The sequence below is a fragment of the Streptomyces sp. NPDC023481 genome, from assembly GCF_055560195.1.
The window spans coordinates 702,503-727,837 of sequence record NZ_JBVHJE010000001.1; the positions used below are offsets into that span (position 1 = coordinate 702,503).

Annotated in this window: 23 protein-coding genes and 3 pseudogenes; 14 read left to right on the top strand and 12 right to left on the bottom strand. The window is 71.2% G+C overall.

Annotation, left to right across the window (positions count from 1 at the left end; genetic code table 11):
• Positions 1-147: 147 nt before the first annotated feature.
• From ACZ3ZD_RS03345 to ACZ3ZD_RS03360, 4 genes and pseudogenes are all read left to right on the top strand, one after another.
• Positions 148-306 (top strand): annotated as a pseudogene (locus tag ACZ3ZD_RS03345) (DUF255 domain-containing protein); the annotation flags it as partial.
• Between the two features lie 274 nt (positions 307-580).
• The gene (locus ACZ3ZD_RS03350) at positions 581-1,921 is read left to right on the top strand and encodes an N-6 DNA methylase (RefSeq protein WP_467392923.1); all 1,341 of its coding nucleotides are present in this window, start codon (positions 581-583) and stop codon (positions 1,919-1,921) included.
• A 168-nt stretch (positions 1,922-2,089) separates the two neighbouring features.
• Positions 2,090-2,491 carry a restriction system modified-DNA reader domain-containing protein gene (locus tag ACZ3ZD_RS03355; RefSeq protein ID WP_467392924.1) on the top strand — a complete coding sequence of 134 codons (402 nt, stop codon included), beginning with the start codon at positions 2,090-2,092 and terminating at the stop codon, positions 2,489-2,491.
• A 116-nt stretch (positions 2,492-2,607) separates the two neighbouring features.
• Complete coding sequence (locus ACZ3ZD_RS03360) at positions 2,608-2,862, top strand: hypothetical protein (RefSeq protein ID WP_467392926.1); 255 nt, start codon at positions 2,608-2,610, stop codon at positions 2,860-2,862.
• A 518-nt stretch (positions 2,863-3,380) separates the two neighbouring features.
• On the opposite strand, the gene ACZ3ZD_RS03365 is transcribed toward ACZ3ZD_RS03360, so the two are convergent.
• Entirely contained in the window at positions 3,381-3,947 is a 567-nt protein-coding gene (locus ACZ3ZD_RS03365) for a Uma2 family endonuclease (protein WP_467392928.1), read from the bottom strand.
• Between the two features lie 197 nt (positions 3,948-4,144).
• Between ACZ3ZD_RS03365 and ACZ3ZD_RS03370 the strand changes: the two genes are divergently transcribed.
• Positions 4,145-6,175, top strand: a complete 2,031-nt coding sequence (locus ACZ3ZD_RS03370) for a thioredoxin domain-containing protein (RefSeq protein WP_467392930.1) — start codon at positions 4,145-4,147, stop codon at positions 6,173-6,175.
• A 19-nt stretch (positions 6,176-6,194) separates the two neighbouring features.
• Here ACZ3ZD_RS03370 and ACZ3ZD_RS03375 read toward each other — a convergent pair.
• From ACZ3ZD_RS03375 to trhA, 4 genes and pseudogenes are all read right to left on the bottom strand, one after another.
• A pseudogene (locus ACZ3ZD_RS03375) lies at positions 6,195-6,757 on the bottom strand (Mut7-C RNAse domain-containing protein).
• A pseudogene (locus ACZ3ZD_RS03380) lies at positions 6,737-6,922 on the bottom strand (ubiquitin family protein); the annotation flags it as partial. The pseudogenes ACZ3ZD_RS03380 and ACZ3ZD_RS03375, both read right to left, overlap by 21 nt.
• A gap of 33 nt (positions 6,923-6,955) precedes the next feature.
• A complete protein-coding gene (locus ACZ3ZD_RS03385; protein WP_467392932.1) occupies positions 6,956-7,588 on the bottom strand; it encodes a TetR/AcrR family transcriptional regulator in 633 nt (210 codons plus the stop codon).
• 121 nt (positions 7,589-7,709) lie between these two features.
• Positions 7,710-8,423 (bottom strand): PAQR family membrane homeostasis protein TrhA, encoded by a 714-nt coding sequence (trhA, locus tag ACZ3ZD_RS03390; protein ID WP_467392934.1) that lies wholly within the window; start codon positions 8,421-8,423, stop codon positions 7,710-7,712.
• 280 nt (positions 8,424-8,703) lie between these two features.
• Here trhA and ACZ3ZD_RS03395 point away from each other — a divergent pair, with 280 nt between their 5' ends.
• Both ACZ3ZD_RS03395 and ACZ3ZD_RS03400 read left to right on the top strand, forming a co-directional pair.
• Positions 8,704-10,527, top strand: coding sequence for a phosphoenolpyruvate carboxykinase (GTP) (locus tag ACZ3ZD_RS03395; protein WP_467392936.1), 1,824 nt, complete (start codon positions 8,704-8,706; stop codon positions 10,525-10,527).
• A gap of 209 nt (positions 10,528-10,736) precedes the next feature.
• Entirely contained in the window at positions 10,737-10,913 is a 177-nt protein-coding gene (locus ACZ3ZD_RS03400) for a hypothetical protein (RefSeq protein ID WP_467392938.1), read from the top strand.
• Between the two features lie 121 nt (positions 10,914-11,034).
• On the opposite strand, the gene ACZ3ZD_RS03405 is transcribed toward ACZ3ZD_RS03400, so the two are convergent.
• Entirely contained in the window at positions 11,035-11,454 is a 420-nt protein-coding gene (locus ACZ3ZD_RS03405) for an SCO4983 family protein (RefSeq protein WP_467392940.1), read from the bottom strand.
• An 87-nt stretch (positions 11,455-11,541) separates the two neighbouring features.
• Positions 11,542-12,753, bottom strand: a complete 1,212-nt coding sequence (locus ACZ3ZD_RS03410; protein ID WP_467392942.1) for a pyridoxal phosphate-dependent aminotransferase — start codon at positions 12,751-12,753, stop codon at positions 11,542-11,544.
• A 678-nt stretch (positions 12,754-13,431) separates the two neighbouring features.
• Here ACZ3ZD_RS03410 and ACZ3ZD_RS03415 point away from each other — a divergent pair.
• Together ACZ3ZD_RS03415 and ACZ3ZD_RS03420 are read left to right on the top strand one after the other, a co-directional pair.
• Positions 13,432-14,010 carry a DUF1707 SHOCT-like domain-containing protein gene (locus ACZ3ZD_RS03415; RefSeq protein WP_467392944.1) on the top strand — a complete coding sequence of 193 codons (579 nt, stop codon included), beginning with the start codon at positions 13,432-13,434 and terminating at the stop codon, positions 14,008-14,010.
• A 139-nt stretch (positions 14,011-14,149) separates the two neighbouring features.
• The gene (locus tag ACZ3ZD_RS03420) at positions 14,150-15,001 is read left to right on the top strand and encodes a S1 family peptidase (protein WP_467392946.1); all 852 of its coding nucleotides are present in this window, start codon (positions 14,150-14,152) and stop codon (positions 14,999-15,001) included.
• 7 nt (positions 15,002-15,008) lie between these two features.
• Here the strand turns inward: ACZ3ZD_RS03420 and ACZ3ZD_RS03425 are convergent, their stop codons facing one another.
• Complete coding sequence (locus ACZ3ZD_RS03425) at positions 15,009-16,619, bottom strand: N-acyl-D-amino-acid deacylase family protein (RefSeq protein ID WP_467392948.1); 1,611 nt, start codon at positions 16,617-16,619, stop codon at positions 15,009-15,011.
• 9 nt (positions 16,620-16,628) lie between these two features.
• Complete coding sequence (locus ACZ3ZD_RS03430) at positions 16,629-17,969, bottom strand: amino acid deaminase (protein ID WP_467392950.1); 1,341 nt, start codon at positions 17,967-17,969, stop codon at positions 16,629-16,631.
• 202 nt (positions 17,970-18,171) lie between these two features.
• On the opposite strand from ACZ3ZD_RS03430, the gene ACZ3ZD_RS03435 reads away from it, so the two are divergent.
• From ACZ3ZD_RS03435 to ACZ3ZD_RS03455, 5 genes are all read left to right on the top strand, one after another.
• A complete protein-coding gene (locus ACZ3ZD_RS03435; protein WP_467392952.1) occupies positions 18,172-19,188 on the top strand; it encodes a sugar kinase in 1,017 nt (338 codons plus the stop codon).
• Positions 19,185-19,949 (top strand): IclR family transcriptional regulator, encoded by a 765-nt coding sequence (locus ACZ3ZD_RS03440; RefSeq protein WP_467392954.1) that lies wholly within the window; start codon positions 19,185-19,187, stop codon positions 19,947-19,949. The genes ACZ3ZD_RS03435 and ACZ3ZD_RS03440 overlap by 4 nt, the downstream gene beginning before the upstream one ends.
• Positions 19,946-20,356 carry a RidA family protein gene (locus tag ACZ3ZD_RS03445; RefSeq protein WP_467392956.1) on the top strand — a complete coding sequence of 137 codons (411 nt, stop codon included), beginning with the start codon at positions 19,946-19,948 and terminating at the stop codon, positions 20,354-20,356. The genes ACZ3ZD_RS03440 and ACZ3ZD_RS03445 overlap by 4 nt, the downstream gene beginning before the upstream one ends.
• Positions 20,357-20,482: 126 nt before the next feature.
• A complete protein-coding gene (locus ACZ3ZD_RS03450; protein WP_467392958.1) occupies positions 20,483-21,976 on the top strand; it encodes a GntP family permease in 1,494 nt (497 codons plus the stop codon).
• 37 nt (positions 21,977-22,013) lie between these two features.
• Positions 22,014-22,646, top strand: a complete 633-nt coding sequence (locus tag ACZ3ZD_RS03455) for a hypothetical protein (protein WP_467392960.1) — start codon at positions 22,014-22,016, stop codon at positions 22,644-22,646.
• A 3-nt stretch (positions 22,647-22,649) separates the two neighbouring features.
• On the opposite strand, the gene ACZ3ZD_RS03460 is transcribed toward ACZ3ZD_RS03455, so the two are convergent.
• The 3 genes from ACZ3ZD_RS03460 to ACZ3ZD_RS03470 all read right to left on the bottom strand — a co-directional run bounded on the left by ACZ3ZD_RS03460 (position 22,650) and on the right by ACZ3ZD_RS03470 (position 25,219).
• A complete protein-coding gene (locus tag ACZ3ZD_RS03460) occupies positions 22,650-23,996 on the bottom strand; it encodes a M14 family metallopeptidase (protein ID WP_467392962.1) in 1,347 nt (448 codons plus the stop codon).
• A gap of 171 nt (positions 23,997-24,167) precedes the next feature.
• The gene (locus ACZ3ZD_RS03465) at positions 24,168-24,365 is read right to left on the bottom strand and encodes a DUF397 domain-containing protein (RefSeq protein ID WP_467392964.1); all 198 of its coding nucleotides are present in this window, start codon (positions 24,363-24,365) and stop codon (positions 24,168-24,170) included.
• A 2-nt stretch (positions 24,366-24,367) separates the two neighbouring features.
• Positions 24,368-25,219 (bottom strand): helix-turn-helix domain-containing protein, encoded by an 852-nt coding sequence (locus tag ACZ3ZD_RS03470; protein WP_467392966.1) that lies wholly within the window; start codon positions 25,217-25,219, stop codon positions 24,368-24,370.
• Between the last annotated feature and the right edge of the window lie 116 nt (positions 25,220-25,335).

Consider the following 25,335-nt stretch of genomic DNA (forward strand, 5'->3'; position numbering starts at 1 on the left):
CTCCTGTGGGTACGAGTGTCCTTCGGGCGGGGCGGGATGGCGAGGGGGATGCCGATCAGAGCCGGGCGGCGCCCGCGGTCCGGGGGCCGCGTCCGACACCGCCCGGCGCCACCGCGCGGAACCGGCGGGCTGCGGCAGGATGGGGGTATGGCGAACCGACTGGCCCATGAGACGTCCCCCTACCTGCTCCAGCACGCCGACAACCCCGTCGACTGGTGGCCGTGGTCCGCCGAGGCCTTCGAGGAGTCCCGCAGGACCGGCAAACCCGTGCTGCTGAGCGTGGGGTACAGCAGCTGCCACTGGTGTCAGTGAACTCGCGAACCCAGGAGTCGGCAGTGCTCATGTCTCTCTGATGGTCACGCACTGCTCGCAGAGTTTCGACCAGGCGCCTCGGTCGGAGGTCAGGACGATCGCGGGGGGACCCTTCGATGCGAGCCGCCACTCCGAGGTCGTTGCGCAGGCCCAAGGAGAGCGCATCGGAGGCACGCGTCAGTGAGCGGGCCGGCCGCTCCTTCACGCGGGGCCCCGCCTGACCGATCAGGGGTACCTCGCGCCGCAGGTGGGGCTGGCGGACCCGGCGATGCTGTTGCGGGACCGGAATCTGGGCCGTGTGGACCGGGTGTTGAGTAATCCGCCGTTCAGTCAGCGGATCGACGGGTGGGAATGGCGACAGTTCGTCGCGCCACCGGAGTCGAGTGCCAACTTCGCCTGGTTGCAGCTCGCTTGGTCCCAACTGAAGGAAGGCGGGATCGCGGCGGTCGTGATGCCTGCGCGGGCGGCTTGGGCGGGAGGGGCAGAGGCGCTGATCCGCCGGGAGATGGTGGCCCGGGGCGCGGTCCTCGCGGTGATCGCCTTGCCGGCGTACCTATTTGCGGGAACCAACATCGCCGTGCACATCTGGGTACTCGGCCGAGGGCGCCGGGCCTGTCCAGCGCACCGAAGCGATTCCGTCATCCTCGTCGATGCGCGCGGCGCGGGAGGGCGGTCGTCGGAGCGGCCCCGCGTGCTGGCGAGCGAGGACGTCGGCCGCATCGCCGAATGCTTCCGACTCTGGTTCGAAACCCCGGAGGAGGTGGACGAGCCGGGTTTCTCCCGCTCGGTCACCTACGCCGAACTCATTGAGAACGCCGGCAACCTTGATCCGCGGACCTACCTCAGGACGGAGAGCGAGCCGGGTGGGGTCACGGACCTGAGCGCCGTGCTGGCCGATTTTGAGCGGCGTAACCGCGAGACGTCGGAGTTCGGGGCGGAGCTGGCCCAGATCGCCGGCGCACAGGATCAGTCGGCGCAGAACGGCATCCGATGCCAGAATCTCTCACTGAAGGACGTGGTGGGCGGAGGGGAGACGGCCGATGGCCGTCCCGTGCGGCTGCTCGCGGGGCCTTCGGGAAGCCTGATCCGAGCCCAGGACTATGTGGAGGCCCCTGGGGTCCCTGTGGTCATGCCGAAGGACATCTCGGACATCGGCTTCCTCGTGGACGACATCAAGCGAATTTCCGAGCAGCATGCCGAACGGCTCGACCGTTTTCGGTTGAATCCGGGCGATGTCGTGATCGCCCGCCGGGGTGATCTCGGACGGTGTGCCGTAGTCGGGGAAGATCAGCAGGGCTGGGTCTGCGGCACCGGCTGTTTCGTGATCAGCCCTCCCGGCACCGTCGACTCCCGCTACTTGGCGGCATTTCTGCGTAGCTCCGAGGCTCGGGAGTGGCTCGATGCGCATTCGACCGGAAGCCTGGCACTGCGGACCATCTCGCTCGATGTGCTCGGGATGCTGCCCGTCGCCCTTCCCGATCTCGACACCCAGCGGTCCATCGGCGCGGCCATGGCGAGCTTCGATGTCCACGAGCGGCGATTGCTGGATCAGTTGGCGGCGATGCGGGACGTGCGCAGCAAGGCGATGAGCAGCTTCCTGGCGAGATGAGGCGGCCGGACCCCGTCCGCAGGCGAAGCGGTCGGCATCCGGCGCCCGCCCCCCAGTTCTCCTTCGTCGCTGGATCAAAGAGTTGAATCAAGCTGCTCGTGCTGCTTAAAATCGAAGGCAAGTCAAGGTATCCCGTCGGGGGAGAGGCCGTCTACGTCAGGAGCGCGCATGGCCACGCTGAGCATCCATTTCGACCCCGCTGTCATCGCCCGACTCGTGAGCGCGAGCGGTGACGACACCATCCACGTCACCCTGTCCCTCGGCGAAGGGGCCGCCTCGGCGCAGGCCGCGCCGGTGATCCCCCAGGGACCTCTGGCCGGGCTGATGCGCGCCGGCCTGCTGGAGCCGGGGGCGGTGCTCACGTTCCGTCAGCGGCGCGCCAACAGGTCGGGCCGTGCCGTCGTCACTGCCGACGGCCGGCTCGTCGTCGATGGACACCCCTCCCCCTTTCCCTCGCCGTCGAAGGCAGCGGAGGCAGTGACCGGCAACATCATCAACGGCTGGACCCTGTGGCGGACACCCGACGGTTCCACGCTGGATCAGCTGCGGCAGAAGCTGGATGCCGAGTAGCCGTCCAGGCGCCCGCCGGCCGGGGGTGCCGAACCCGTCCTTGAACCAGGCCGTTCACCTGCACCCGCCGCCGAGGCATCTCTCTCCGGCAGCGGGCTTCGAATACGGGGGGCTCCGTGTACGTAACCTTTGACCTGATCACCGCCCTGGTCGTTTCCGGGGCCTTCGCGGCCGGAGTGCTCGTCTACCGCCGGACCGCGCCACCGGAGGGTGTGACCGGTCAGTCGAGAGGAGAGCGGCTGGCGGTCGCACTCGGTGCGGCGGCGACCGTCATCGTGATCGGCAGCTACCTCGGGGGCGGGTTCCGAGGCATCGAGCACGCTGCGAACACACGGCCGGTGGAACCCGCGAAGTCGGAGGTCAGCCGGTAGGCGGTGCCGTGGCCGAAGGTGCCCCGGGCGGAAGGGCCGCTTGGGGCGCCGCCGGCGTTCGCGAACCAGTGGTCGGCGGTGCTCACACGTCCCTGATGGTCACGCGCTTCCCATAGAGCTTCCACCAGTCATGGCAGCCGGAAGTCAGGGCGGACGGGGGCTTGGAGGCCTCGACGCGAGCCACCACTCTGCGGTCGTTGCGCAGGAGCAGGGCGAGCGCTCGGGAGCCGAGCACCTACGAGCGGGCCGGCTGCTCCTCCTGTCCCCAACGATGCCGGCCTTTCCGCACCGCACGGTTCAGTGGGCGGTTGGCCGCTCTTCGCCGAAACCCCCGTCCTCGCCTGTCTTGGTGCGTCAACTTGACGTCTCCCCAGTCGGCTTGTGTTGGGCGCGCTGCCTTAGCCTTGACCGAACAGATCAACAGGTGTATTCGGTGGTGCTGGATTCCCCAAGGCTCGGAATGCGTGGGAAAGCCCGCTGACAGCCAAACGTCGACAGCGGGGCGACGCCTCGGTTCCTTACAGGGCCCCGAGATCGACCGTGACGGAGAAAGGTGCGGTGGCCTTCACCGTGCCGGTGAACATCTCGCCGTCCCTGTAAGCCTTGGTGGCGGGGTCGAGGACGTAGGTGTAGACGATCGGGACGCCGGTGGCGGCCTGCTCCACCCGCCAGTAGAAGGGGATGCCGGCCTTGGCGTACTGGTCCACTTTCACGATCCGGTCGGTGGTCTCCGAGCCGGGGGACACCACCTCGACGACCAGGAGTACGTGCTCGGGGCGGGTAGGCGTGAGGTCGATGGTTTCCGCCCGGTAGACGATGACGTCAGGACGGCGGTTGGTGAGCGGAACATCCTGCAGGCGGACGTCGAAGTCCGTGTCCGCGTTCCAGTCCGGGCCCGCGGCAGCGTCCAGGGCGTTGGCCAGGATGCGGGCCAGCCGGTTGTGGCGCTTGGAGGCGCTCGGGCTCACTACGACCATCCCGTCCACGATCTCGATGCCGGCGCACTGCTCCTCGGACCAGGAGTCGTACTGCTCCGCGCTGATCTGCGTATGCATCCACGCGGGCGCCACCATCTCGGCGCTCATGGTGTACCTCCTTCGAGAGGCTTCGGCAGGTCCGGCGCTGCTGCGCCCAGCCTACTGTTTCGAGGTGCCGGGTCGCCCGTCTCGGAAAGGGCAGGAGCCACCCACCACGTGATGGCGCACAAGCGCAATTCGGCCAAGTGGGGCGGGCTCGTCAGTGATTCGCCGGTCGCGGCAGACGCTGTGAGAGGCTGGGGCGTATGAACCGGTTGGCTGGTGTGACCTCGCCTTATCTGCTTCAGCATGCCGACAATCCGGTCGACTGGTGGCCGTGGGGACCTGAGGCGTTCGAGGAAGCGAAACGGCGTGATGTACCCGTGCTGCTGTCGGTCGGCTACTCCGCGTGCCACTGGTGCCACGTCATGGCCCACGAGTCCTTCGAGGACCAGGCCACCGCCGACTACCTCAACGAGCACTTCGTCAGCGTCAAGGTCGACCGGGAGGAGCGGCCGGATGTGGACGCCGTCTACATGGAGGCCGTGCAGGCCGCCACCGGGCAGGGCGGCTGGCCGATGACCGTGTTCCTCACGCCCGACGCCGAGCCCTTCTACTTCGGCACCTACTTCCCGCCCGCCCCCCGGCACGGCATGCCCTCGTTCCGGCAGGTGCTGGAGGGCGTCCAGCAGGCCTGGACCACCCGGCACGACGAGGTCGGCGAGGTCGCCGGGAAGATCGTCCGGGACCTCGCCCAGCGGGAGATCGTCCGGCAGGCCGCCGAGGCGCCCGGCGAACAGACACTCGCCCAGGCCCTCCTCGGGCTCACCCGCGAGTACGACCCGCAGCGCGGCGGATTCGGCGGCGCGCCCAAGTTCCCGCCGTCCATGGTGCTGGAGTTCCTGCTGCGGCACCACGCCCGCACCGGCGCCGAGGGCGCGCTGCAGATGGCGCAGGACACGTGCGAGCGGATGGCCCGGGGCGGCATCTACGACCAGCTCGGCGGAGGGTTCGCCCGGTACTCCGTCGACCGTGACTGGACCGTGCCGCACTTCGAGAAGATGCTGTACGACAATGCCCTGCTGTGCCGGGTGTACGCGCACCTGTGGCGGGCCACCGGGTCGGATCTCGCCCGGCGGGTCGCACTGGAGACCGCCGACTTCCTCGTCCGCGAACTGCGCACCGAGCAGGGCGGGTTCGCCTCCGCCCTGGACGCCGACAGCGACGACGGCACCGGGCGGCACGTGGAGGGCGCGTACTACGTGTGGACGCCCGGGCAGCTCCGCGAGGTCCTCGGCGACGACGCCGGGCTCGCCGCCCAGTACTTCGGCGTGACCGACGAGGGCACCTTCGAACACGGGCAGTCCGTGCTGCAACTCCCGCAGAGCGAGGGCGTGTTCGACGCCGAGAAGGTCGAGTCCGTCCGGCGCAGGCTGCTCGACGCACGCGCGCGGCGGCCCGCGCCCGGCCGGGACGACAAGATCGTCGCCGCCTGGAACGGGCTCGCCGTCGCCGCGCTCGCCGAGACCGGCGCCTATTTCGACCGGCCCGACCTGACCGAGGCCGCCGTCGGCGCCGCCGACCTGCTCGTCCGCGTCCACCTGGACGAACACGCCCGGCTCGCCCGCACCAGCAAGGACGGCCGGGTCGGCCCCAACGCCGGCGTGCTGGAGGACTACGCCGACGTCGCCGAGGGCTTCCTCGCGCTCGCCTCCGTGACCGGCGAGGGCGTCTGGCTCGACTTCGCCGGGCTGCTCCTCGACCATGTCGTCACCCGCTTCGCCGACCCGGAGACCGGCGCCCTGTACGACACCGCCTCCGACGCCGAGCAGCTCATCCGCCGGCCCCAGGACCCCACCGACAACGCGGCGCCCTCCGGCTGGACCGCCGCGGCCGGCGCGCTGCTGGGCTACGCCGCCCACACCGGCTCCGAGACGCACCGCACCGCCGCCGAGCGGGCGCTCGGGATCGTGCAGACGCTCGGGCCGCGGGTGCCCCGGTTCATCGGCTGGGGGCTGGCCGTCGCCGAGGCGCTGCTGGACGGGCCGCGCGAGGTGGCCGTCGTCGGGCCGGACCCGCGCGAGGAGCGGACGGCCGCCCTGCACCGTACGGCGCTGCTGGGCGCCGCCCCGGGTGCCGTCGTCGCCTGCGGCACCCCCGGCAGCGACGAGTTCCCGCTGCTCGCCGACCGCACCCTGATCGACGGCGCACCGACCGCGTACGTCTGCCGGGGCTTCGTCTGCGACCTGCCGGTGACGACCCCGTCGGCCCTGCGGGAGAAGCTGACGGCCCGCTGAACCCGCGGGGCTGCTCCTTTCAGGCGGCCCCGCCCCGGTGGAGGGCCTGCGCCACGATGGCCTCCAGCTGATCGTGGTGCGCGCCCTTCCAGTACGCCCGGCCGCAGTCCGCGCACCGGGCGAAGACGTCGTACGACCGCCGGGTGCCGCCCTTGAGCTGGTCGGCGACCTCCTCCTTGGTGGCCTCCCGCAGCAGGCCGTTGCAGGCGGTGCAGCGGGTCCAGGGGCGCAGCTCGGGGGCGAAGCGGTCGAGGACGTCCTGGAGCTGGTCGTCGGGGCGGGTGCTGTAGACGTACGCCCCGGCCCACAGTTCGCGGCGGCGCAGCAGGCCCGATCGCGGCTGAGCATCACCCGTTTCTCGGCCGCGGAGCGGGCGGCGAGCGCCGGGTCGCCGATGTCCGTCGACTCGTACGCCGTGTCCACGCCGAGCAGCCGCAGCCGGCGGGCCAGCGTGCCGAGGTGGACGTCGAGGAGGAAGCGCAAGGGGGCGCCGGGGACGTGCTGGGGGCGGTCGACGGGGCGTACGCACACCGTCTCGCCGGGCCGCGGGACGTGGGACGCCGGTACGGCGTGGCCGTCCACGACCAGTGCGCCGACCTCGGTCAGCGGGACGCCCAGGGACTCGATGACATGGCCGAGCGTCGAGACGCCGTCCGTGGCCAGCGGTGTGGCCCCGGCCCGCCGGGAGGCCGGCACGAACGGGTGGAGCGCGGGGGCGACTTCGACGAGGATCTCGGGTCCGTTCACCTCGTCAGCATCGCACGGGGGACGGGCCGCGCCTCAGCGGTTTCCGCCGGGCAGGCCGTGCTCCAGGACGTCGAGGGCGCGGTCGACGAGGCGGTCGAGGTCGTCCCGGTGGTCGTGTTCGGCCCAGTACATGGACGTCTCCATCCAGCCGCCGATGAGGGACATGGCGTAGACCCGGACCTCCAGGCCGTCCGGGTCGCGGCCGGTGCGCTCGCCGATGGCCTGGCAGAGCAAGCGGCCGGTGGCCGACATGCTCTCCCTCATGCGCGAGCGCACCGCGGGGACCTGCACCATGAGCCGGGTCCGCAGCCGGGACACGTCCACGTCCTCGGACCTGGTGAGCCGGACCGCGCGGTGCAGGGCGTACCGGACGGTGTCCGGCCAGGGCTCCTCGGCGGGCCGCCGCCTGATCTCCTCCAGGATGACCGCGTCGTACTCGTCCGTGAGGACGATGTCCTCCTTGGTCGGGAAGTAGCGGAACACGGTCGACGGCGACACCTCGGCCCGCTCGGCGATCTGCTCGATCGTCGTGGCGTCGTACCCCTGCTCCCCGACCAGCGCGTAGGCCGCGGCGCGGATCGCCTCACGGGTCTTGATCTTCTTCCGCTCCCGCAGCCCGAGGCGGGGGCGGTCGGCGGGGGAGTAGGGGGAGGGCGCGGCCGTCATGGGGGTCATTGTCCGGCATCGGTCCCGGAGACGACCATCCACGGAACCCGGGGCGGGCCAGGAAGCGGAAACGGCCACGACTCGCGGGAGCCGTGGCCGGAAGAAGGGCGGTGGGGTGGGGTTACGTGTGCTGGTACGCCACCAGGGAGATGCCGACGTAGTGGACGACGAACGCGGCGAGGGTCAGGGCGTGGAAGACCTCGTGGAAGCCGAACCAGCGCGGTGAGGGGTTCGGGCGCTTGATGCCGTAGATCACGCCGCCGGCGCTGTAGAGCAGGCCGCCGACGACCACCAGGACCAGGACGGCGATGCCGCCCGTGCGCAGGAAGTCGGGCAGGAAGAAGACGGCCGCCCAGCCCATCGCGATGTAGCAGGGCGTGTACAGCCAGCGCGGGGCGCCGACCCAGAAGACGCGGAAGACTATGCCCGCGGCCGCGGCGCCCCAGATCCCCCACAGCAGCCACTGGCCCTTGGCGCCGGGCAGCAGCAGCATCGTGAGCGGGGTGTAGGTGCCGGCGATGATCAGGAAGATGTTGGCGTGGTCGAGGCGGCGCAGCACGCCGTCCATCCGCGGGCTCCAGTTGCCGCGGTGGTACAGCGCGCTCACGCCGAACAGCAGACAAGCCGTCAGAACGTAGATGCTGCAGGCGATCCGGCCTCTGGTCGAGTCGGCGAGGGCGGTGAGTACGAGGCCCGCGACGAGTACGGCCGGGAACATGCCGAGGTGCAGCCAGCCGCGCAGACGCGGCTTGACCGGGTGCGGCAGGGAGAGCGCGACGGGACCGCGGCCGGCGGCCGGCGTGTCCGTGGGCGCGTCGGGGACGGACGCAGTCATGAGGGGCATGGTACCGACGGCGTCGTAAGTCGTCCGTCAGTGCGCCCGCGGGACGGTGTGAACGCAAAAAGTCCTCCAGGCGAACCCAACGCAGACGCAAAAAACCCGCGTAATCGTGGCACTTCTCACGTTGCTCACCTGTGATGCCCCCTGGACAGATGCGCACTAGAATCGGATGATCAAATGAGTGCGGTCGGCACCGGATGAGCGGTAACCACGCATCCGGGTCGCAGCCCCCACGGGGCCGGACAGGACAAAAAACCCTCAATTAGGAGCAACCGTGGCGCGCGACATCGCGGCTCCCACCGTCGTCCCCACCAACCACCAGGAGCTGGTCTCCTGGGTCAACGAGATCGCCGAACTGACGCAGCCGGACCGCGTGGTCTGGTGTGACGGCTCCCAGGCCGAGTACGAGCGACTGTGCGAGGAACTGGTCGACAAGGGAACGTTCCGGAAACTCGACCCGGTCAAGCGCCCGCACTCCTACTACGCCGCCTCCGACCCGACCGACGTCGCGCGCGTCGAGGACCGGACCTTCATCTGCTCCGCCAAGGAGGAGGACGCCGGCCCGACCAACCACTGGAAGGCCCCCGCCGAGATGCGGGAGATCTTCGCCGGCGAGAAGGGCCTGTTCCGCGGCTCCATGCGGGGCCGCACGATGTACGTCGTCCCGTTCTGCATGGGCCCGCTCGGCTCCCCGCTGTCCGCGCTGGGCGTGGAGATCACCGACTCCGCGTACGTCGCCGTCTCGATGCGCACGATGACGCGCATGGGCCAGGCCGTCCTGGACGAGCTGGGCGACGACGGCTTCTTCGTCAAGGCCGTCCACACCCTCGGCGCCCCGCTCGCGGAGGGCCAGGAGGACGTGCCGTGGCCGTGCAACTCCACCAAGTACATCTCGCACTTCCCCGAGGACCGCGAGATCTGGTCCTACGGCTCGGGCTACGGCGGCAACGCCCTGCTCGGCAAGAAGTGCTACGCCCTGCGCATCGCCTCCGTCATGGCCCGTGACGAGGGCTGGCTGGCCGAGCACATGCTCATCCTGAAGCTGACCCCGCCGCACGGCGAGTCCAAGTACGTCGCCGCCGCCTTCCCCTCCGCCTGCGGCAAGACCAACCTCGCCATGCTGGAGCCCACGATCTCCGGCTGGACCGTGGAGACCATCGGCGACGACATCGCCTGGATGCGCTTCGGCGAGGACGGCCGCCTCTACGCGATCAACCCCGAGGCCGGCTTCTTCGGCGTGGCGCCCGGCACCGGTGAGCACACCAACGCCAACGCGATGAAGACCCTGTGGGGCAATGCGGTCTTCACCAACGTCGCGCTCACCGACGACGGCGACGTGTGGTGGGAGGGCATGACCGAGGAGCCCCCGGCCCACCTGACCGACTGGAAGGGCAACGACTGGACGCCGGAGTCCGGGACCCCGGCGGCCCACCCCAACGCCCGCTTCACCGTGCCGGCCTCGCAGTGCCCGATCATCGCGCCCGAGTGGGAGGACCCCAAGGGCGTGCCGATCTCGGCGATCCTCTTCGGCGGCCGCCGCGCCAGCGCCGTACCGCTGGTCACCGAGTCCTTCGACTGGAACCACGGCGTCTTCCTCGGCGCCAACGTGGCCTCCGAGAAGACCGCCGCGGCCGAGGGCAAGGTCGGCGAGCTGCGCCGTGACCCCTTCGCGATGCTGCCGTTCTGCGGCTACAACATGGGCGACTACATGGCCCACTGGGTCGACGTGGCCAAGGACAAGGACCAGTCCAAGCTGCCGAAGATCTACTACGTCAACTGGTTCCGCAAGGACGACGAGGGCAGGTTCGTCTGGCCGGGCTTCGGTGAGAACTCCCGCGTCCTGAAGTGGATCGTGGAGCGGCTGGAGGGCAAGGCCGAGGGCGTCGAGACGCCGATCGGCGTCCTGCCGGCCGAGGACGCCCTCGACACCAAGGGCCTCGACCTGTCCGAGTCCGACCTGAAGTTCCTGCTCACGGTCGACAAGGAGGTGTGGCGCGAGGAGGCCGCCCTCATCCCCGGGCACCTCGAGACCTTCGGTGACCACACCCCGAAGGAGCTGTGGGACCAGTACCGGGCGCTGGTGGAGCGCCTGGGCTGACCGGTCCGACCGAAGCTTCCACGGCCGGCCAGGATGTGCCCTGACCAGCGATCGTCACGACCGGCCGTGGAACCAACCCCCGAGGGGCCCCGCACAACGGCGTGCGGGGCCCCTCGGGGTTGTGCCGCGAGGGCTCGGCGGGGCGCCGGCCGTGTGCCCACCCGCCCCGCCGGGTACTCGGCGGGCGCCCGAGTAAGGAGGGCCGAGCCATGGCGGACGGTGGTGACTTCTACTCCGGCGACCGGCCGGAGAACCCGGAGCTGGAGGAGGACAGGCCCCGTGGCGGCGGACCCGAGGACCGCCCGGTCACCGGCCACCGGCATGTGTGGGTGTGGTGGCTGCTGGTGGCGATCGTGATCCTGATCCTCTTCTTCCTGTTCCTCTGAGGACCGCCCGGGATCGCCGGTTCCTCTGAGGACCGCGCGGGATCGCGGGATGTGTGGCGCCCGGTCCGCGCGTCGCTGCGGGTGCACGCGGACCGGGGCCGATCGGGGGACCCGGAAGGGGTCAGCGGGTGGCCGCGAGCGGCGGGGCGCCGGTATGGGCGTCCATGCGTTCGGCCGCGAGGATCGCCGCGGAGGTGTCCGCGCGGGACGCGGCGACCACGAGCGCGCGGCCGGCGAGGGCGTGCGCACGGCGGTGCAGGGCGGCGGGGTCGCCTGCCGCGACCCGTGCCGGCGCCGGTGCCGCGCGCAGCGGCGTACGGCCGCCGCGCAGCCGGGCCACCTGTGCCGCGAGGCGTTCCGCCGCCGCGTCCAGGTCGGCGGACGGAGCCAGGGCGCGCAGCTCGTCGGTGACCGCGAGCAGCGCGGCGAGATGCCCGGCGAGCTGGATGTCCAGCTCCTCCTCGCGCGACCGGTGCGGGAAGTCGGAGGGGGAGCCGGCCATCGTGCTGTGGACCGACTTGGTGCGGATCGGTTCGTACATGGTGGATGGCCTCCTGTGCGGACAGGAAACCATCTTAGCTTGGATTTCGTCTAAAGTTGAGTCTGTTCACGGAACGGGGTCCGACGGCTACCCCTGGCTGTATCCGTCCAGGAAGTTCCCGATGCGCGTCACCGCGTCCCTGAGGTCCCCGACCGTCGGCAGTGTCACGACCCGGAAGTGGTCCGGCTCCGGCCAGTTGAAGCCCGTGCCCTGGACGACCATGATCTTCTCCTGCCGCAGCAGGTCCAGGACCAGCCGGCGGTCGTCCTTGACCTTGTAGACCTCGGGGTCCAGGCGCGGGAACAGGTACAGCGCGCCCTTCGGCCGTACGCAGCTCACCCCGGGGATCTGGGTCAGCAGCTCGTACGCCGTGTCCAGCTGCTCCTTCAGCCGGCCGCCCGGCAGCACCAGGTCGTTGATCGTCTGGCGGCCGCTGAGCGCGGCGACGACTCCGTGCTGGCCCGGCATGTTGGCGCACAGCCGCATGTTCGCCAGGATCGTCAGACCCTCGATGTAGGAGTCGGCGTGGGCGCGCGGGCCGGAGACCGACATCCAGCCGACGCGGTAGCCGGCCACGCGGTAGGCCTTCGACATGCCGTTGAAGGTGAGCGTCAGCAGGTCCGGGGCGATCGAGGCCGTCGGGGTGTGCGTGGCGCCGTCGTAGAGGATCTTGTCGTAGATCTCGTCCGAGCAGACGAGCAGGTTGTGCCGGCGGGCGATGTCGGTCAGCCCCTTCAGCATCGCCTCGTCGTAGACCGCGCCCGTGGGGTTGTTCGGGTTGATGATGACGATCGCCTTGGTGCGGTCGGTCACCTTGCGCTCGATGTCTGCGAGGTCGGGCATCCAGTCGGCCTGCTCGTCGCACCGGTAGTGCACGGCCGTACCGCCGGACAGGGAGACGGCCGCCGTCCACAGGGGGTAGTCCGGCGCCGGCACGAGCACCTCGTCCCCGTCGTCCAGCAGGGCCTGCATCGCCATCACGATCAGCTCGGAGACGCCGTTGCCGATGAAGACGTGCTCGACGTCCGTCTCGATGCCGATGGTCTGGTTGTGCATCACGACCGCGCGGCGGGCGGCGAGCAGACCCTTGGCGTCGCCGTAGCCGTGCGCGGTGGAGACGTTGCGGAGGATGTCCTCCAGGATCTCCGGGGGGCACTCGAACCCGAACGCGGCGGGGTTTCCCGTGTTGAGCTTGAGGATGCGGTGCCCCGCCGCCTCCAGCCGCATGGCCTCCTCGAGAACCGGCCCCCGGATCTCGTAACAGACGTTGGCGAGCTTGGTCGACTGGATCACCTGCATGTCCGCGAGCTTACGGCTCGGTAACGCGGTATGGGTCGTGTTTTCCACCACGTGAGACACGGAGATTTGTGCGGATATGGCACGGGAGAGCGGAGGAGAGCGCCGCCCGGTGGCGCGACCGGCCGGCTCCGGCCCGCGTACGACACCGCGCACGGCCGGCAGAAGGCGTACGGCACCCCGCGCGTCGGCGTCCCGGGCGGCACCCGGACACCCGGATCCGGCGGTCGCCGCCTCGGCCGGTCCGCGTCCCCGGCCATGTCCCGCCGGCAGGCAGGGCACCCGGGCCACCGACGACCCCGGCACCGGTGGCAGTGCACCGGAGGCCGGTACGCCGAGCCGCCGCCGTCCGCTCGGCCGGGGGCCTCGCCGACCCGCGAGGCCGCCCCGCCGTCTGCCGCTGCGCCCGCGCACGCGAGCCTGCCGGCGGCCCGGCGGCCATGTCGTCGGCCCCGGCATCGATGGCGGCGACACGGAGACCGGTGCGGCCGTGACCGGCCCCACCGGCCCCGCCGCCGTCCGCTCGGCCGCGGTCTCGCCGGCCCGCGTGGCCGCGATGTCGGGCCCGTCCGGCCCAGGGCCCTGCCCACGCCCCCGACCGGCGCGGTGAAGAGGCAGCTCCCGCCAACCGCCGCAGGCCTCACCGCGGTTGAGGCAGCCCTACCTGCGATAGTGGATCCCATGACCGAACACGCGCCGAACCCTGCCGACATGCTCGCCGCCGAGGAGGACCGGGAGCGGGTCGTCGAACGTGTGCGGGCCGCCGTGGCCGACGGCCGGCTGCCGCTGGACGAGCTGGACGACCGGCTCACAAAGGTGTACGGCGCCCGGACGCTGGGCGAGTTGCGCAGTGCCGCGCACGGTCTGCCCGAACTCACGCCCAGGGCACAGCTCGTGGTGGACCGCGCGCCCACTTCCCGTGCCGCGCTCGCCCTGTTCGGCTGGTTCCGGCGGGACGGCGCGTGGGTGGTGCCGTCCCGGTTCCTCGCCTGGTCGATGTGGGGCGGCGGCCGGCTCGACCTGACCGAGGCCCGGTTCGCCGCCCGGGAGACGGTGGTCTGGGCCGTGGCGCTGTGGGGCGGCACCGGGATCGTCGTGCCGGACGACATCGACGTCCAGGTCAGGGGGTTCGGCCTGTTCGGTGTGTTCGGCAGGCGCGAGGCCGGCCGGCCCGCGCGGCCGGGGGCGCCGCGTGTGGTCGTGAAGGGGCTCGCGCTGTTCGGTGCCGTCGTCGTCAAGCCGGGGCAGGGAAAGCGGTGACCCCGCCCGGCACAGGGAAACCCCTATGACCTGACGCGGATCCTTGTCCCCACCCCTCTGCGCTGCCGACAATGCGCATGACAACCGAACGGGCGGCCGGAACACTCCGGTCGCCCAAGTCGTAAGAGGGGACCCCCACATGAAGAAGCCTCTCGTCGCCGCGCTCTCCTCCCTGGCCCTGGCCGGGCTGGGCGCGACCCCGGCGATGGCCGCCCCGCACACCACCGCCCCGCACACCGCGACCAAGGCGGCCAAGGCGACCGTCGACTTCGCCGGCACCGTCTCGCTCAGCAACTGCTCCGGCTCCGTCATCCGCTTCCCCAACTCGGCCGACACCGACCCCGCGCTCGTGCTGACCAACGGCCACTGCCTGGAGACCGGCATGCCGGACGCCGGCGAGGTCATCACCGGCCAGTCCTCCAGCCGCACCTTCGGCCTGCTGAACTCCGCCGGCAGCAAGGTCGCGACCCTCCGCGCCAACCAGGTCGTCTACTCGACCATGACGGACACGGACGTCACGATCTACCGCACCACCACCACGTACGCGGCGATCAGGAACTCGTACGGCATCAGCCCGCTCACCGTGCAGGACACGCACCCGGTCGCCGGCACCGCCATCAAGGTGGTCTCCGGCTACTGGAAGCGCATCTACAGCTGCAACGTCGACGGCTTCGTGTACCGGCTGAAGGAGGGCGACTGGACCTTCAAGGACTCCGTCCGCTACACCTCCGCCTGCAACACCATCGGCGGCACCTCCGGTTCCCCGGTCATCGACACCGCCACGGGCAAGGTCGTCGCCGTCAACAACACCGGCAACGAGGACGGCGAGCGCTGCACGGTGAACAACCCGTGCGAGGTCGACGCGAACGGCAACGTCACCGTCCGCCAGGGCATCAACTACGCCCAGGAGATCTACAACATCCCGGCCTGCTTCACCACCGGCAACAAGCTCAACCTGAGCGCCGCCGGCTGCACCCTGCCCAAGCCGTAAGCGCGGTTCACAGCGGCGTACGGCGGACGGACCGCCCCGGGAGGGCGTCCGTCCGCCGGCCGTCCTCGATGACGAACCGGCCGTCGACCAGCACGTACGGGATGCCGGTCGGCAGCCGGCGCGGCTCGTCGAAGCCGGCGCCGGAGGCGACCGTCCGCGGGTCGAACAGGACCAGGTCGGCCCGGTAGCCCTCGCGCACCAGCCCGCGGTCCGGCAGCCGCAGCCGCGCCGCGGGCCGCGAGGTGAGATGGGCGACGCACTCCTCCAGCGTCAGCACCCCCAACTCCCGTACGTAGTGCCCCAGGTAGCGCGGGAAGGTGCCGTACGCCCGCGGGTGCGGCTTGCTGCCCTGGAGGATGCCGTCCGAGCCGCCGGTGTGCGCACGGTGCCGCATGATCGCGCGGACGTTGTCCTCGTGGCCGACGTGCTGGAGGACCGTCGTACCGAGCCGGTCCGCGAGCAGCAGCCGGCGGGCCGTGGCCCAGGGCGTCTCGCCGTACGCGCCGGCCGCCTCCCGGACGGTACGGCCCACCAGGGCGGCCAGGGCCGGGTCGGTGACGCCGGAGATCTCGACCGTGTCCCACTCCACCGGCACGCCGTGGCAGCCGTCCGAGCCGGTGACCTCCAGGTCGTGCCGGATCCGCTCGGCCGTCGCCGGGTCGGCGAGCCGGGCCAGGAGCTGCTCCGGGCCGCCCTCGCTCGCCCAGCTCGGCAGCAGCGCGGCGAGAGTGGTGCAGCCGGGGGTGTAGGGATAGCTGTCCAGCGTGATGTCCGCGCCCGCGTCCAGCGCCCGGTCGAGCAGCGCGAGCAGGTCCGGCGCCCGCCCCTCGTTCACGCCGAAGTTCATCGTCGCGTGCGCCAGGTGCAGCGCGCAGCCCGCCTCCCGGGTCAGGGCGACCATCTCGGCGTAGGCCTCCAGGGCACCGGCGCCGTAGGAGCGGTGGTGCGGGCAGTAGTAGCCGCCGTAGGACGCCACCACCCGGCACAGTGCGGTCAGTTCGGCGTCCCGGGCGTACATCCCGGGCGTGTACGTCAGCCCGGACGACAGTCCGACCGCGCCCTGCTCCAGTCCCTCGGCCACCAACTGCCGCATTCGGTCCAGCTCTTCGGGCGTGGCCGCGCGGTCCTCCCAGCCGACGACGAGCGCCCGGACCGTGCCCTGGGGGACCAGGTAGGCCGCGTTCACCGCGATCCCGTGGTCGAGCCGTTCGAGGTACTCGCCGACGCTCCGCCAGTCGAAGTCGAGGTCGTCGCCGTACCCGTTCCAGCCGGTGATCGCCCGGCGCACCTCCTCCAGCGTGCGGTCGTCCACCGGCGCGTACGACAGCCCGTCCTGCCCGAGGACCTCCAGCGTGACCCCCTGCGCGGCCTTCGCGCTGTGGTCGGGGTCGCGCAGCAGGGCCAGGTCGGAGTGGGCGTGCATGTCGATGAAGCCGGGCGAGAGGACCAGGCCCTCGGCGTCGATCTCCCGCACGGCGCGCGGCCGTTGGCAGCCGGCCGCGGCGGCCTCCTTGACGATGGACACGATCCGCCCGCCGTCGACCACCACATCGGCGCGGTACGAGGGTTCGCCGCTGCCGTCGACGACGTCGGCGTCCCGGATGACCAGGTCCTCCACGCGGGCCTCCTAGAAGAACGTACGGATGTAGTCGACCACCGTGCCGTCCGCCTCGGCCACCGGGATCAGCTGCCACTTGTCGAAGGACGTGCACGGGTGGGACAGGCCGAAGCCGATCCAGTCGCCGACCTCCACGTCCGCGCCCGGCCCGGTGCGCAGCCACAGGTGCTGGTCGGACAGGGCGGACACCTCGATCCCGGTCGCCGGACGCTCGCTGCCGTCCCGGCGTACCACCTGCGCCACCGGAAGGTCCAGGTCGTAGGCGGCGTCCCGCTTGCCCGCGTTGACGAACGCCTCCGCCGGGGACGGCCGGGACACCACCTGCGCCCACAACCGGAACGCGGGCTCCAGCGCCCCCTCCTCGGGCACCCGGTTGAACGGGGTCAGCCTGCTGTAGTGCACGTCGTCGTGCGAGACGTAGGCACCGGAGCGCAGCAACTTCAGCACGGGCAGGGAGAGTTCGGGCAAGCCGGCGAAGACGTCGGCGACGGCGTCGAACCACTCGCTGCCGCCCGCGCTCACCACGATCTCGCCCGCCCCCGCGAAGCGCCCGGCCCGGTCCCACTCCACGGCGAGCGCCACCAGCCGCTCCAACCACTGACGCACCCGCTCCGGGGAGGCGTCCGGCACCTGCGCCTCGTACCCGGCCACGCCGACCAGCCGCAGCGTCCCGGCGGCGGCCACCGCGTCCGCGACGGCCAGCGCCTGCGCCTGCGTCCGCACCCCGGTCCGGGCGCCGTCGCCCGCGCCCAGCTCGATCACGACGTCCACCGGGCGGGCGGTGCCGGTGAGCGCCGCGTCCATCAGCTCCACCCCGCGCACGGAGTCGACGTAGCAGACGAACCGGAACTCCGGGTCGGCGGCCAGCTCGCCGGCGATCCAGCGCAGGGCGGGGGCGTCCACCAGCTCGTTGGCGAGGAAGACCCGCCGGACGCCGAACGCCCGGGCGACCCGCACCTGGTGGGGCACCGCCAGCGTGATCCCCCAGGCGCCGTGCGCCAGCTGGCGGTGGAAGAGCTGGGGGGCCATGGAGGTCTTGCCGTGCGGGGCGAAGGCCAGGCCGTGCCGCGAGGTGTACGTCTCCATCAGCGCGAGGTTGTGCTCCAGGCGCTCGGCGGACAGCGCGAGAACGGGGGTGGTGAAGCCGTCGCCGTCCCGGAAGAGGTTGCGCCGCTGGGCGGCCAGCTCGGCGACGGTGAGGCCGTCTGCGTCCGGCGGGAGGCCCTTGAAGCGGTGGTCGACGCGTTCCTCGGCGAGGCGGGCGAGGCGTTCCGCGGCGAGGCCCTCCCCGGCAGGGCGTTCCCCGGCAGGGCGTTCCGCGGCCGGTTGGGCGAGCGGTTCGGTGCTCATGGAGCCCCTCTCTCGACCGTTGCGCGCTGTGCAACGGTCGTTGCATGCATTGCTGACTGGTGTCTAGCATCTCGCCGAACACCGGGTCAACGAAGGCCAACGAGGGCCGACGAAGGCCGACCAAGCCGTCGCCCGGCTATCGACAGGAGCCATCATCAACGACGCTGCTTACGCCTCGGCCGTTGCGCGCCCGTGGGACGTCGTGGACGTGGTGACGGTCGGCGAGTCCATGGTCACCTTCCTCCCCAGCCGCCCCGGCCGCCTCGCCGACGTCCCCTCCTTCCACCGGGCCATCGGCGGCGCCGAGTCCAACGTGGCCTGCGCACTGGCCGCCTTCGGACACACCGCCCGCTGGATCAGCCGGGTCGGCGCGGACGGCTTCGGCGACCACCTGGTGGAGCGGATCGCCGGGTACGGCGTCGACGTCACCGCCGTACACCGGGACCCCGCCCGGCCGACGGGCGTGTACTTCCGCACCGCCGGGGACCGGGGGACGGGCGCGCACGAGGTGGCGTACTACCGGGCGGGCTCGGCGGCGTCGGCGATGTCCGCGACCGCCCTGGACCTCACGGCGGCCCGCGCGGCCCGCGTCCTGCACCTCACCGGCATCACGGCCGCCCTGTCGGACGACTGCCGGACCCTGCTGCACACCCTCACGGTCCCCGCCCCGGGGCGTCCACCGGTGTCCTTCGACGTCAACCACCGGCCGGCCCTGTGGGGCGACGGCGAGGGCCCCCGCAGGCTGCTGGACCTGGCCCGCCGCGCGGACATCGTGTTCGTGGGCGCCGACGAGGCGGAGCAGGCCTGGGGCGTCACGGGCGGCCCGGCGGCCGTCCGCCGACTCCTGCCCGAGCCGGCCGTCCTGGTGGTGAAACAGGGAGCGAGGGGAGCGACGGCGTTCGAACGGCCGGCGCCCGCCCCCTCCGCCTTCGTGCCGGCGCTGCGCACGGACGTCGTGGCGACCACCGGCGCCGGAGACGCCTTCGCCGCGGGATTCCTGTCGGCGACCCTCCGCGGGCTCCCCCTGAGGACCCGCCTGCGACACGGCCACCTCTTCGCCGCCGCCGCCCTCACCACCCCCGGCGACCTCGCCCCACCTCCCGCCCGCGCGCACGCCGACCGTCTCGCCGCCCTCCACGACGAGGCATGGGGGAGACTTCGACTCGGCCCCGGCTGGACACAGGCCGAGCAGGCCCCCGAGGAGGCGAACACCCCATGAGTCAGACCGTCGACCGCGCCCTGAGCATCCTGCCGCTGCTCGCCGAGGGCCCCGCCGATCTCGGCCGGGTCGCCGACCGCCTCGGCGTCCACAAGTCCACGGCCCTGCGCCTGCTGCGCACCCTGAACGAACACGGCCTGGTCTACCGCCAGTCCGACCAGCGCTACCGCCTCGGCGCCCGCCTCTTCGCGCTCGCCCAGGAGGCGATGGAGAACCTGGACATCCGCGAGATCGCCCACCCCCACCTCGTACGGCTCAACGAACACTGCGGACACACCGTCCACCTCGCCGTGTACGAGGACGACGAGGTCCTCTACATCGACAAGGTCGACAGCCGCTACCCGGTCCGCATGTACTCCCGCATCGGCAGACCCGTCGCCATCACCGTCGCCGCCGTCGCCAAACTGCTCCTGGCCGACCTGCCCGAAGCCGAGCGCCGCGCCCTCGCCGAGCGGCTCGACTACCCCCTCTACACGTCCCGTTCGACCCCGCACGCCGACGCCTTCCTGAAGGAACTGGCCGCGGTGTGCGAACAGGGCTGGGCCACCGACCTCGGCGGCCACGAGGAGTCCATCAACTGCGTCGCCGCCCCCGTCCGCGGCGCCGACGGCCGCGTGGTGGCCGCCATGTCGGTGTCCGCGCCCAACGTGGTCGTCACCGCCGAGGAACTCCTCACCCTGCTCCCGCTGGTGCGCCGCACGGCGGACGCGATCAGCGGCGAGTACTCCGGAAGAACCCCAGTGAAGGACCCCACCGTATGACCGACAAGACCGCCCTCACCCCGAAGACCCACACCACCCCGCCCGCGAAGTTCTCGCACGGCGTGAAGAAGGGCAACATCCTCCAGGTCGCCGGCCAGGTCGGCTTCCTGCCCGCCGAGGAGGGCAGGCCCCCGACGCCCGCAGGCCCCACCCTGCGCGCGCAGACCCTCCAGACCCTCGCCAACGTCAAGGCGATCCTGGAGGAGGGCGGCGCCGGCTGGGACGACGTGATGATGATCCGCGTCTACCTCACCGACGTGGACCACTTCGCCGAGATGAACGACATCTACAACGCCTACTTCGAGGAGCAGGGCCTCACCCAGCCGCCCGCCGCCCGCACGACGGTCTACGTCGGTCTGCCGGCCGGCCTCCTCGTCGAGATCGACGCGCTCGCCGTACTGGGCTGACGCCCCCTCACCCCTCGTACCCCCCGCACCTCCTGTACGCCCCGCCCGGCGCGGCACCCTCCGGGGTCACCGTGCCGCGCTCCCCCCTGCCCGAAAGCAGTATGCGTTCACGTAGAGGACCCCCGTATGTCCCTCCCCGCGCCGCCCCTCCCGCTCGCCGCGACCGCTCCCGCGCCTTCGCCGCACACCGGAGGCCTGCTCCTCCTCCTCGACGGCACCCCCGGCCTGCTCACGGTCGCCGCCCTCGGCATAGCCCTGCTCCTCTTCCTGATCATCAAGGCGAGACTCCAGCCGTTCGTCGCCCTGCTCGCCGTCTCCGTGGCCGTGGGCCTGCTGGCCGGCCTCTCCGTGACCGAACTCTTCGGCACCGTGCAGCGCTCCGACGCCGTCTCCACCATCGAGTCCGGCATGGGCGGCATCCTCGGCCATGTCGCGATCATCATCGGCCTCGGCACCATGCTCGGCGCCATCCTGGAGGTCAGCGGCGGCGCCGAGGTGCTGGCCTCGCGCCTGCTCGCCCTGTTCGGCGAGCGCCGGGCACCCCTCGCGATGGGCCTGACGGGTCTCGTCTTCGGCGTCCCCGTCTTCTTCGACGTCGGCATCTTCGTCCTGGCCCCGATCGTCTACGCGGCGGCGAAGCGCTCCGGCCGCTCGATCCTCCTGTACTGCCTCCCGCTCCTCGCCGGCCTCTCCATGACCCACGCCTTCCTGCCCCCGCACCCCGGCCCGGTCGCCGCCGCCGGACTGCTGCACGTCCAGCTCGGCTGGGTCATCCTCATGGGAGTCGTCTGCGGCCTGCCCGCCGTACTCGCCGCCTGGGCCTACGCCGCCTGGGTCGGCCGGCGGATCTTCGTCGCCGTACCGCAGGACATGGCCGACGCGGCCCAGGAGGCGCGGCGCGCGGTGCTGGAGGAACAGCGCGCCCAGGGCGTGGCACCGCAGGAGAAGCCGGTACCGCTCGGCACGGTCCTCGCCATCATCGGTACGCCCCTGCTGCTGATCCTCGCCTCGACCTTCTCCTCGATCGCCCTCGACCCGTCACCCGGCCGCTCGGTCCTGGAGTTCTTCGGCAGCCCCTTCGTCGCGCTGACCCTGGCCCTGCTGCTCGCCTACTACCTCCTCGGCATCCGGCGCGGCTGGTCGCGCACCTCCTTGGAGAGGGTGTCGACCTCCTCGCTCAAGCCGGTCGGCAACATCCTGCTGGTGGTCGGCGCGGGCGGTGTCTTCGGTGCCGTACTCAAGGCGAGCGGGGTCGCCCAGGCGCTGTCGGACACCTTCCACGACGTGGGCCTGCCGGTGATCGTCCTGTCGTACCTGATCTCGCTCGTGCTGCGGGTCGCCCAGGGCTCGGCGACGGTGGCGATCGTGACGACGGCGGGCATCGTGGCGCCGCTGCTGACGGAGGGCCACCACTCCCAGGCCTTCGTCGCCCTCGTCATCATGGCCATCTCGGCGGGTTCCATCTTCGCCTCGCACGTCAACGACGGCGGCTTCTGGATGGTGGCCAAGTACTTCGGCATCAGCGAGCGGGACACGCTGCGGACCTGGACCGTCCTGGAATCGGTGCTGTCACTCGCGGGGTTCGCGGTGGCGGTGGTGGCCGGCGTGTTCGTGAGCTGACTGGTTCCGGCACAGGGAAGTCGTCCATACTGCCGCCGTGGAGCAGCGCATAGGATCAGGCAGCAAGCCGGCGGGCAGCGAGCCGTTGAAGGCCGAGCCCGTGACGGGCGCCGGTTTCGACCCGGCCTTCATCCCCGGCCTCACGGGCCCGACGCCTCCGGGACCGACGCCGAAGGGCCCGACGCCTTCGGAGCCGATGCCTTCGGAGCCGACGCCCTCGGGGCCGACGCCTTCGGGTCCGGTGACGAAGGAGCCGACGGACAAGGCGCCGGAGCCGTTGGCCAAGGGGCTGACGACCGAGAGGGCGACGGCCGACGAGCCGACCGCCGACGAACCGACGGCCGACGAACCGACGGCCGAGGCGGACGACGAGCAGCCCTCCGGGGACGGCGGCCCGGTCTTCGAGGCGTCCGACCGCCGGGCGCGGATAGTGGCCGACCGCAAGGGCGTCCGTCTCAGCCTGGACGAGGAGGTCTGCGACTTCCGCTGGGACGAGATCGCCGCCGTGGAGACGGAGTCGCCCCGCTTCGGCAAGCGCTACACGATCACCGTGCACACGCCCGACCGCCGCTGGTACCCGATCGAGATCGAGGCGGCGGCCAGGGCGCGCTTCAAGGAGTGGGACGAGCAACTCGACGCGGTGCTCGACGCCTACTTCGAGGAGGCCTGACCGCTAACCGCAGTACTGGGCGGCCTTCCCGATCGACCGGTACATGCAGTCGGCGTTCTCCAGCAGCTGCAACACGGCGTCCCTGTTCCGGGAGGTCTCCCGCTCGATGACCTCGTCGGGCGGGTAGAACCCGCCGTCCCAACTGGACGTCGGATACATCTCGAACGTGTAGTCGAAGATCTTGTGCACGCCCCAGAGGTAGTCGTCGATGGACCCGTCGGTGATGTACAGGTCGCTGGACTGCTCGGCCGTGTACCCGTTGCTGGCGGCCATCTTCTGCCCCACGGCCTTGAAGGCGGCGGCGTCGTCGGCGGTCATCCCGGTGGCGGTGTCGTTGTACGTCCACCCGAACGGCCACAGCACCAGCTCGCTGTACGTGTGGAAGTCGATGCCCGCCTTGATCTGCTGTTTGCCCCCGACGACCCGGCTGCGCACGAAGTCGGCGACGACCTTCACCTCGGGCGCGGACTCGGCGGCGGCCCCGCGGTAGGTCTCGGAGGACGTCGACCCCGACGACCCGCCGCAGCAGCCCCACTTGTAGTTCCAGTTCCGGTTGAGGTCCGTACCTACGTTCGAGGAGCCGGAGTTGGGCTGCCGGTTCTTGCGCCAGGACCGGTACGACCCGGTGGCGATGTCGTACTCGCCCCCGTCCGGGTTCAGATCGGGCACGATCCAGATCTCGCGGCTGTTGACGATGTTGGTGATCCGCGGGTCGGACCCGTACCCCGCGCCCAGTTCACGCAGCAGATAGAGCGCCATCTCCACGGTCAGGTGCTCGCGTGCGTGCTGGTGGGCGGTGAACAGCACCTCGGGCTCGTCCTCGTCGGTGCCGACGTTGTCGCTGACCTTGATGGCGACGATGTCCCGGCCCTGGTACGACTTCCCGATCACCCGCTTGCTCATGATGCCCGGGTAGGCGGCCAGCCGCTGGTCGATCTCCGCGTTCATCTCGGCGTAGTTGTGGTACTTCGCGTCGGCGGTGGGGAAGTCGTAGAGCCGCGCGGCACCGCGCCGTGGCACGCTCCCGAGGGGCTGCACGTCGTACCCCATGCGGCGCAGCCTGCGGATCTGCTCGGCCCGCCCGGACACGACGACGCTCTCCTCGTCGGCCTCGTCCACGGTGACGCCGGCCGCCTGGATGGCCGTACGGGTTACGGGGTTCGTGCTCTGCTGGATCTCGTACTGCCGGACGTCGTCGTCGGTGGACACGACCTTCCGGACGCCGTCGGCACCGGCGGCCTGGCCGACGGTGGCCGAGACGGGGGCGGCGAGGGCGAGGGCCAGCAGCGCGCCGAGAGCGGCGGTACGTCTGCTGCCGAGCGCGCCGGAGCCGCGGATGCGAAGTCGCATGAACTCTCCTTGTGGGTGGAGGTGGGGTGTTCGCGTGCGACGTGCGGGTGCGGTGGGGTTTCCTGTGGATCCGCTGTGCGGGTCGGCGCTCATGGTCCGTGTTTGACGTGATCAGGTCAACCCTGGGTGTGGGGAAACGACCGGAAACGGCGCGACGAGCCGCCGGCTGACTCAGCCGGCGGAGGCCCGCGCCTTCAGACCCTCGACGAAGGAGGCGAAGGCACGGGCCGGGAAGGTGAGGGTGGCTCGGGTGGGGGCTTTGGAGTCGCGGATGGATATGTGGGTGCGGCGGTCGGCCACCTCTACGCAGGCATCCCCCTGGCCACCTCCTGAGAAGGACGACTTCCGCCAGATGTCGGGGGTCGGCATGCTTACAGCTCCTTCGTCAGCCTGTGGATGAAGTCACGCGACCGGTCGGGGTCGAGCGAGACCGCCTCTACCCTACGGAAGAGCGTTCGATAGCGGCTGAGCTGAGCTTCGGCATCGATGAAAACAGGGCCGCTGGGGCCGTCGCGGACAACTGTGTCCAACCGGGGCACGGCGCCGCCGGCGTACACCATGGCGCTCCCGGCTCCGCCGAAGCCGTCCAGATCGAAGGGGATGACGCGTACGGTCACGTGGTCGAGCTCGGAGAGCTCCAGTACACGGACGAGTTGATCCCGCGCCGCGGTCCGGTCGCCCACCCTGATACGCAGCGCCGCCTCGTGGACCAGTGCCTCGTACGGAACCGGAGCCGGGCGCTCGATGATGACCCTGCGCTTCATCCGGTGTTCCACCCAGCGCTCGACGTCGCTCTCCGGGAACTCCGGGTTCACGTAGGCGAAGAGGGCGCGGGCGTACTCCCGTGTCTGGAGAAGGCCCGGGATATGCAGGAACTCCACGTCCCAGCGGTAGTTCGCATGGTGCTCCAGCTCGGGTAGGTCCATGAACGGTGTCGGCAGCCGGCCCCGGTACTCCTCCCACCAGCCACGTGTCCTGTCGGTGGCCATCGCGACCAACGCGTCGACCAATTCGGCATCCGTGCAGGAGTACTGAGCCGCGAGCCGCCGTACACGCTCCTCGCTCACACCGGCGGTACCGGCCTCGATCTGGCTCATCTGAGCCGCGTCCGTCCCGAGCAGCGTGGCCGCCTCACGCGCCTTCAAGCCAGCGGCTTCCCGCAGTTTCCGCAGTTCAGCGCCTAGGCGCTCCTGTCGTGCGGTGGGCTGCTGCCTGCGTGGCATGGCTTGCTCCCTTGCCTCAACTGCCGAGGAACAGTGCCTCGTTCGAGGGGTAGATTACGGCAACGAGTTGCGGCGTCCCAAAATGTGGCCCTACCGTCGGTGATGCATCGCGCACG

Excerpts from the sequence above, each read along its gene's own strand:
- ACZ3ZD_RS03370 (WP_467392930.1), top strand. The coding sequence starts at position 4,145 with ATGAACCGGTTGGCTGGTGTGACCTCGCCTTATCTGCTTCAGCATGCC.
- trhA (WP_467392934.1), bottom strand. The coding sequence starts at position 8,423 with ATGACTGCGTCCGTCCCCGACGCGCCCACGGACACGCCGGCCGCCGGC.
- ACZ3ZD_RS03355 (WP_467392924.1), top strand. The coding sequence starts at position 2,090 with ATGGCCACGCTGAGCATCCATTTCGACCCCGCTGTCATCGCCCGACTC.
- ACZ3ZD_RS03385 (WP_467392932.1), bottom strand. The coding sequence starts at position 7,588 with ATGACGGCCGCGCCCTCCCCCTACTCCCCCGCCGACCGCCCCCGCCTC.
- ACZ3ZD_RS03350 (WP_467392923.1), top strand. The coding sequence starts at position 581 with ATGCTGTTGCGGGACCGGAATCTGGGCCGTGTGGACCGGGTGTTGAGT.
- ACZ3ZD_RS03415 (WP_467392944.1), top strand. The coding sequence starts at position 13,432 with ATGACCGAACACGCGCCGAACCCTGCCGACATGCTCGCCGCCGAGGAG.
- ACZ3ZD_RS03445 (WP_467392956.1), top strand. The coding sequence starts at position 19,946 with ATGACCGACAAGACCGCCCTCACCCCGAAGACCCACACCACCCCGCCC.
- ACZ3ZD_RS03400 (WP_467392938.1), top strand. The coding sequence starts at position 10,737 with ATGGCGGACGGTGGTGACTTCTACTCCGGCGACCGGCCGGAGAACCCG.
- ACZ3ZD_RS03440 (WP_467392954.1), top strand. The coding sequence starts at position 19,185 with ATGAGTCAGACCGTCGACCGCGCCCTGAGCATCCTGCCGCTGCTCGCC.
- ACZ3ZD_RS03410 (WP_467392942.1), bottom strand. The coding sequence starts at position 12,753 with ATGCAGGTGATCCAGTCGACCAAGCTCGCCAACGTCTGTTACGAGATC.
- ACZ3ZD_RS03470 (WP_467392966.1), bottom strand. The coding sequence starts at position 25,219 with ATGCCACGCAGGCAGCAGCCCACCGCACGACAGGAGCGCCTAGGCGCT.
- ACZ3ZD_RS03420 (WP_467392946.1), top strand. The coding sequence starts at position 14,150 with ATGAAGAAGCCTCTCGTCGCCGCGCTCTCCTCCCTGGCCCTGGCCGGG.
- ACZ3ZD_RS03365 (WP_467392928.1), bottom strand. The coding sequence starts at position 3,947 with ATGAGCGCCGAGATGGTGGCGCCCGCGTGGATGCATACGCAGATCAGC.
- ACZ3ZD_RS03465 (WP_467392964.1), bottom strand. The coding sequence starts at position 24,365 with ATGCCGACCCCCGACATCTGGCGGAAGTCGTCCTTCTCAGGAGGTGGC.
- ACZ3ZD_RS03460 (WP_467392962.1), bottom strand. The coding sequence starts at position 23,996 with ATGCGACTTCGCATCCGCGGCTCCGGCGCGCTCGGCAGCAGACGTACC.
- ACZ3ZD_RS03405 (WP_467392940.1), bottom strand. The coding sequence starts at position 11,454 with ATGTACGAACCGATCCGCACCAAGTCGGTCCACAGCACGATGGCCGGC.
- ACZ3ZD_RS03430 (WP_467392950.1), bottom strand. The coding sequence starts at position 17,969 with ATGAGCACCGAACCGCTCGCCCAACCGGCCGCGGAACGCCCTGCCGGG.
- ACZ3ZD_RS03450 (WP_467392958.1), top strand. The coding sequence starts at position 20,483 with ATGTCCCTCCCCGCGCCGCCCCTCCCGCTCGCCGCGACCGCTCCCGCG.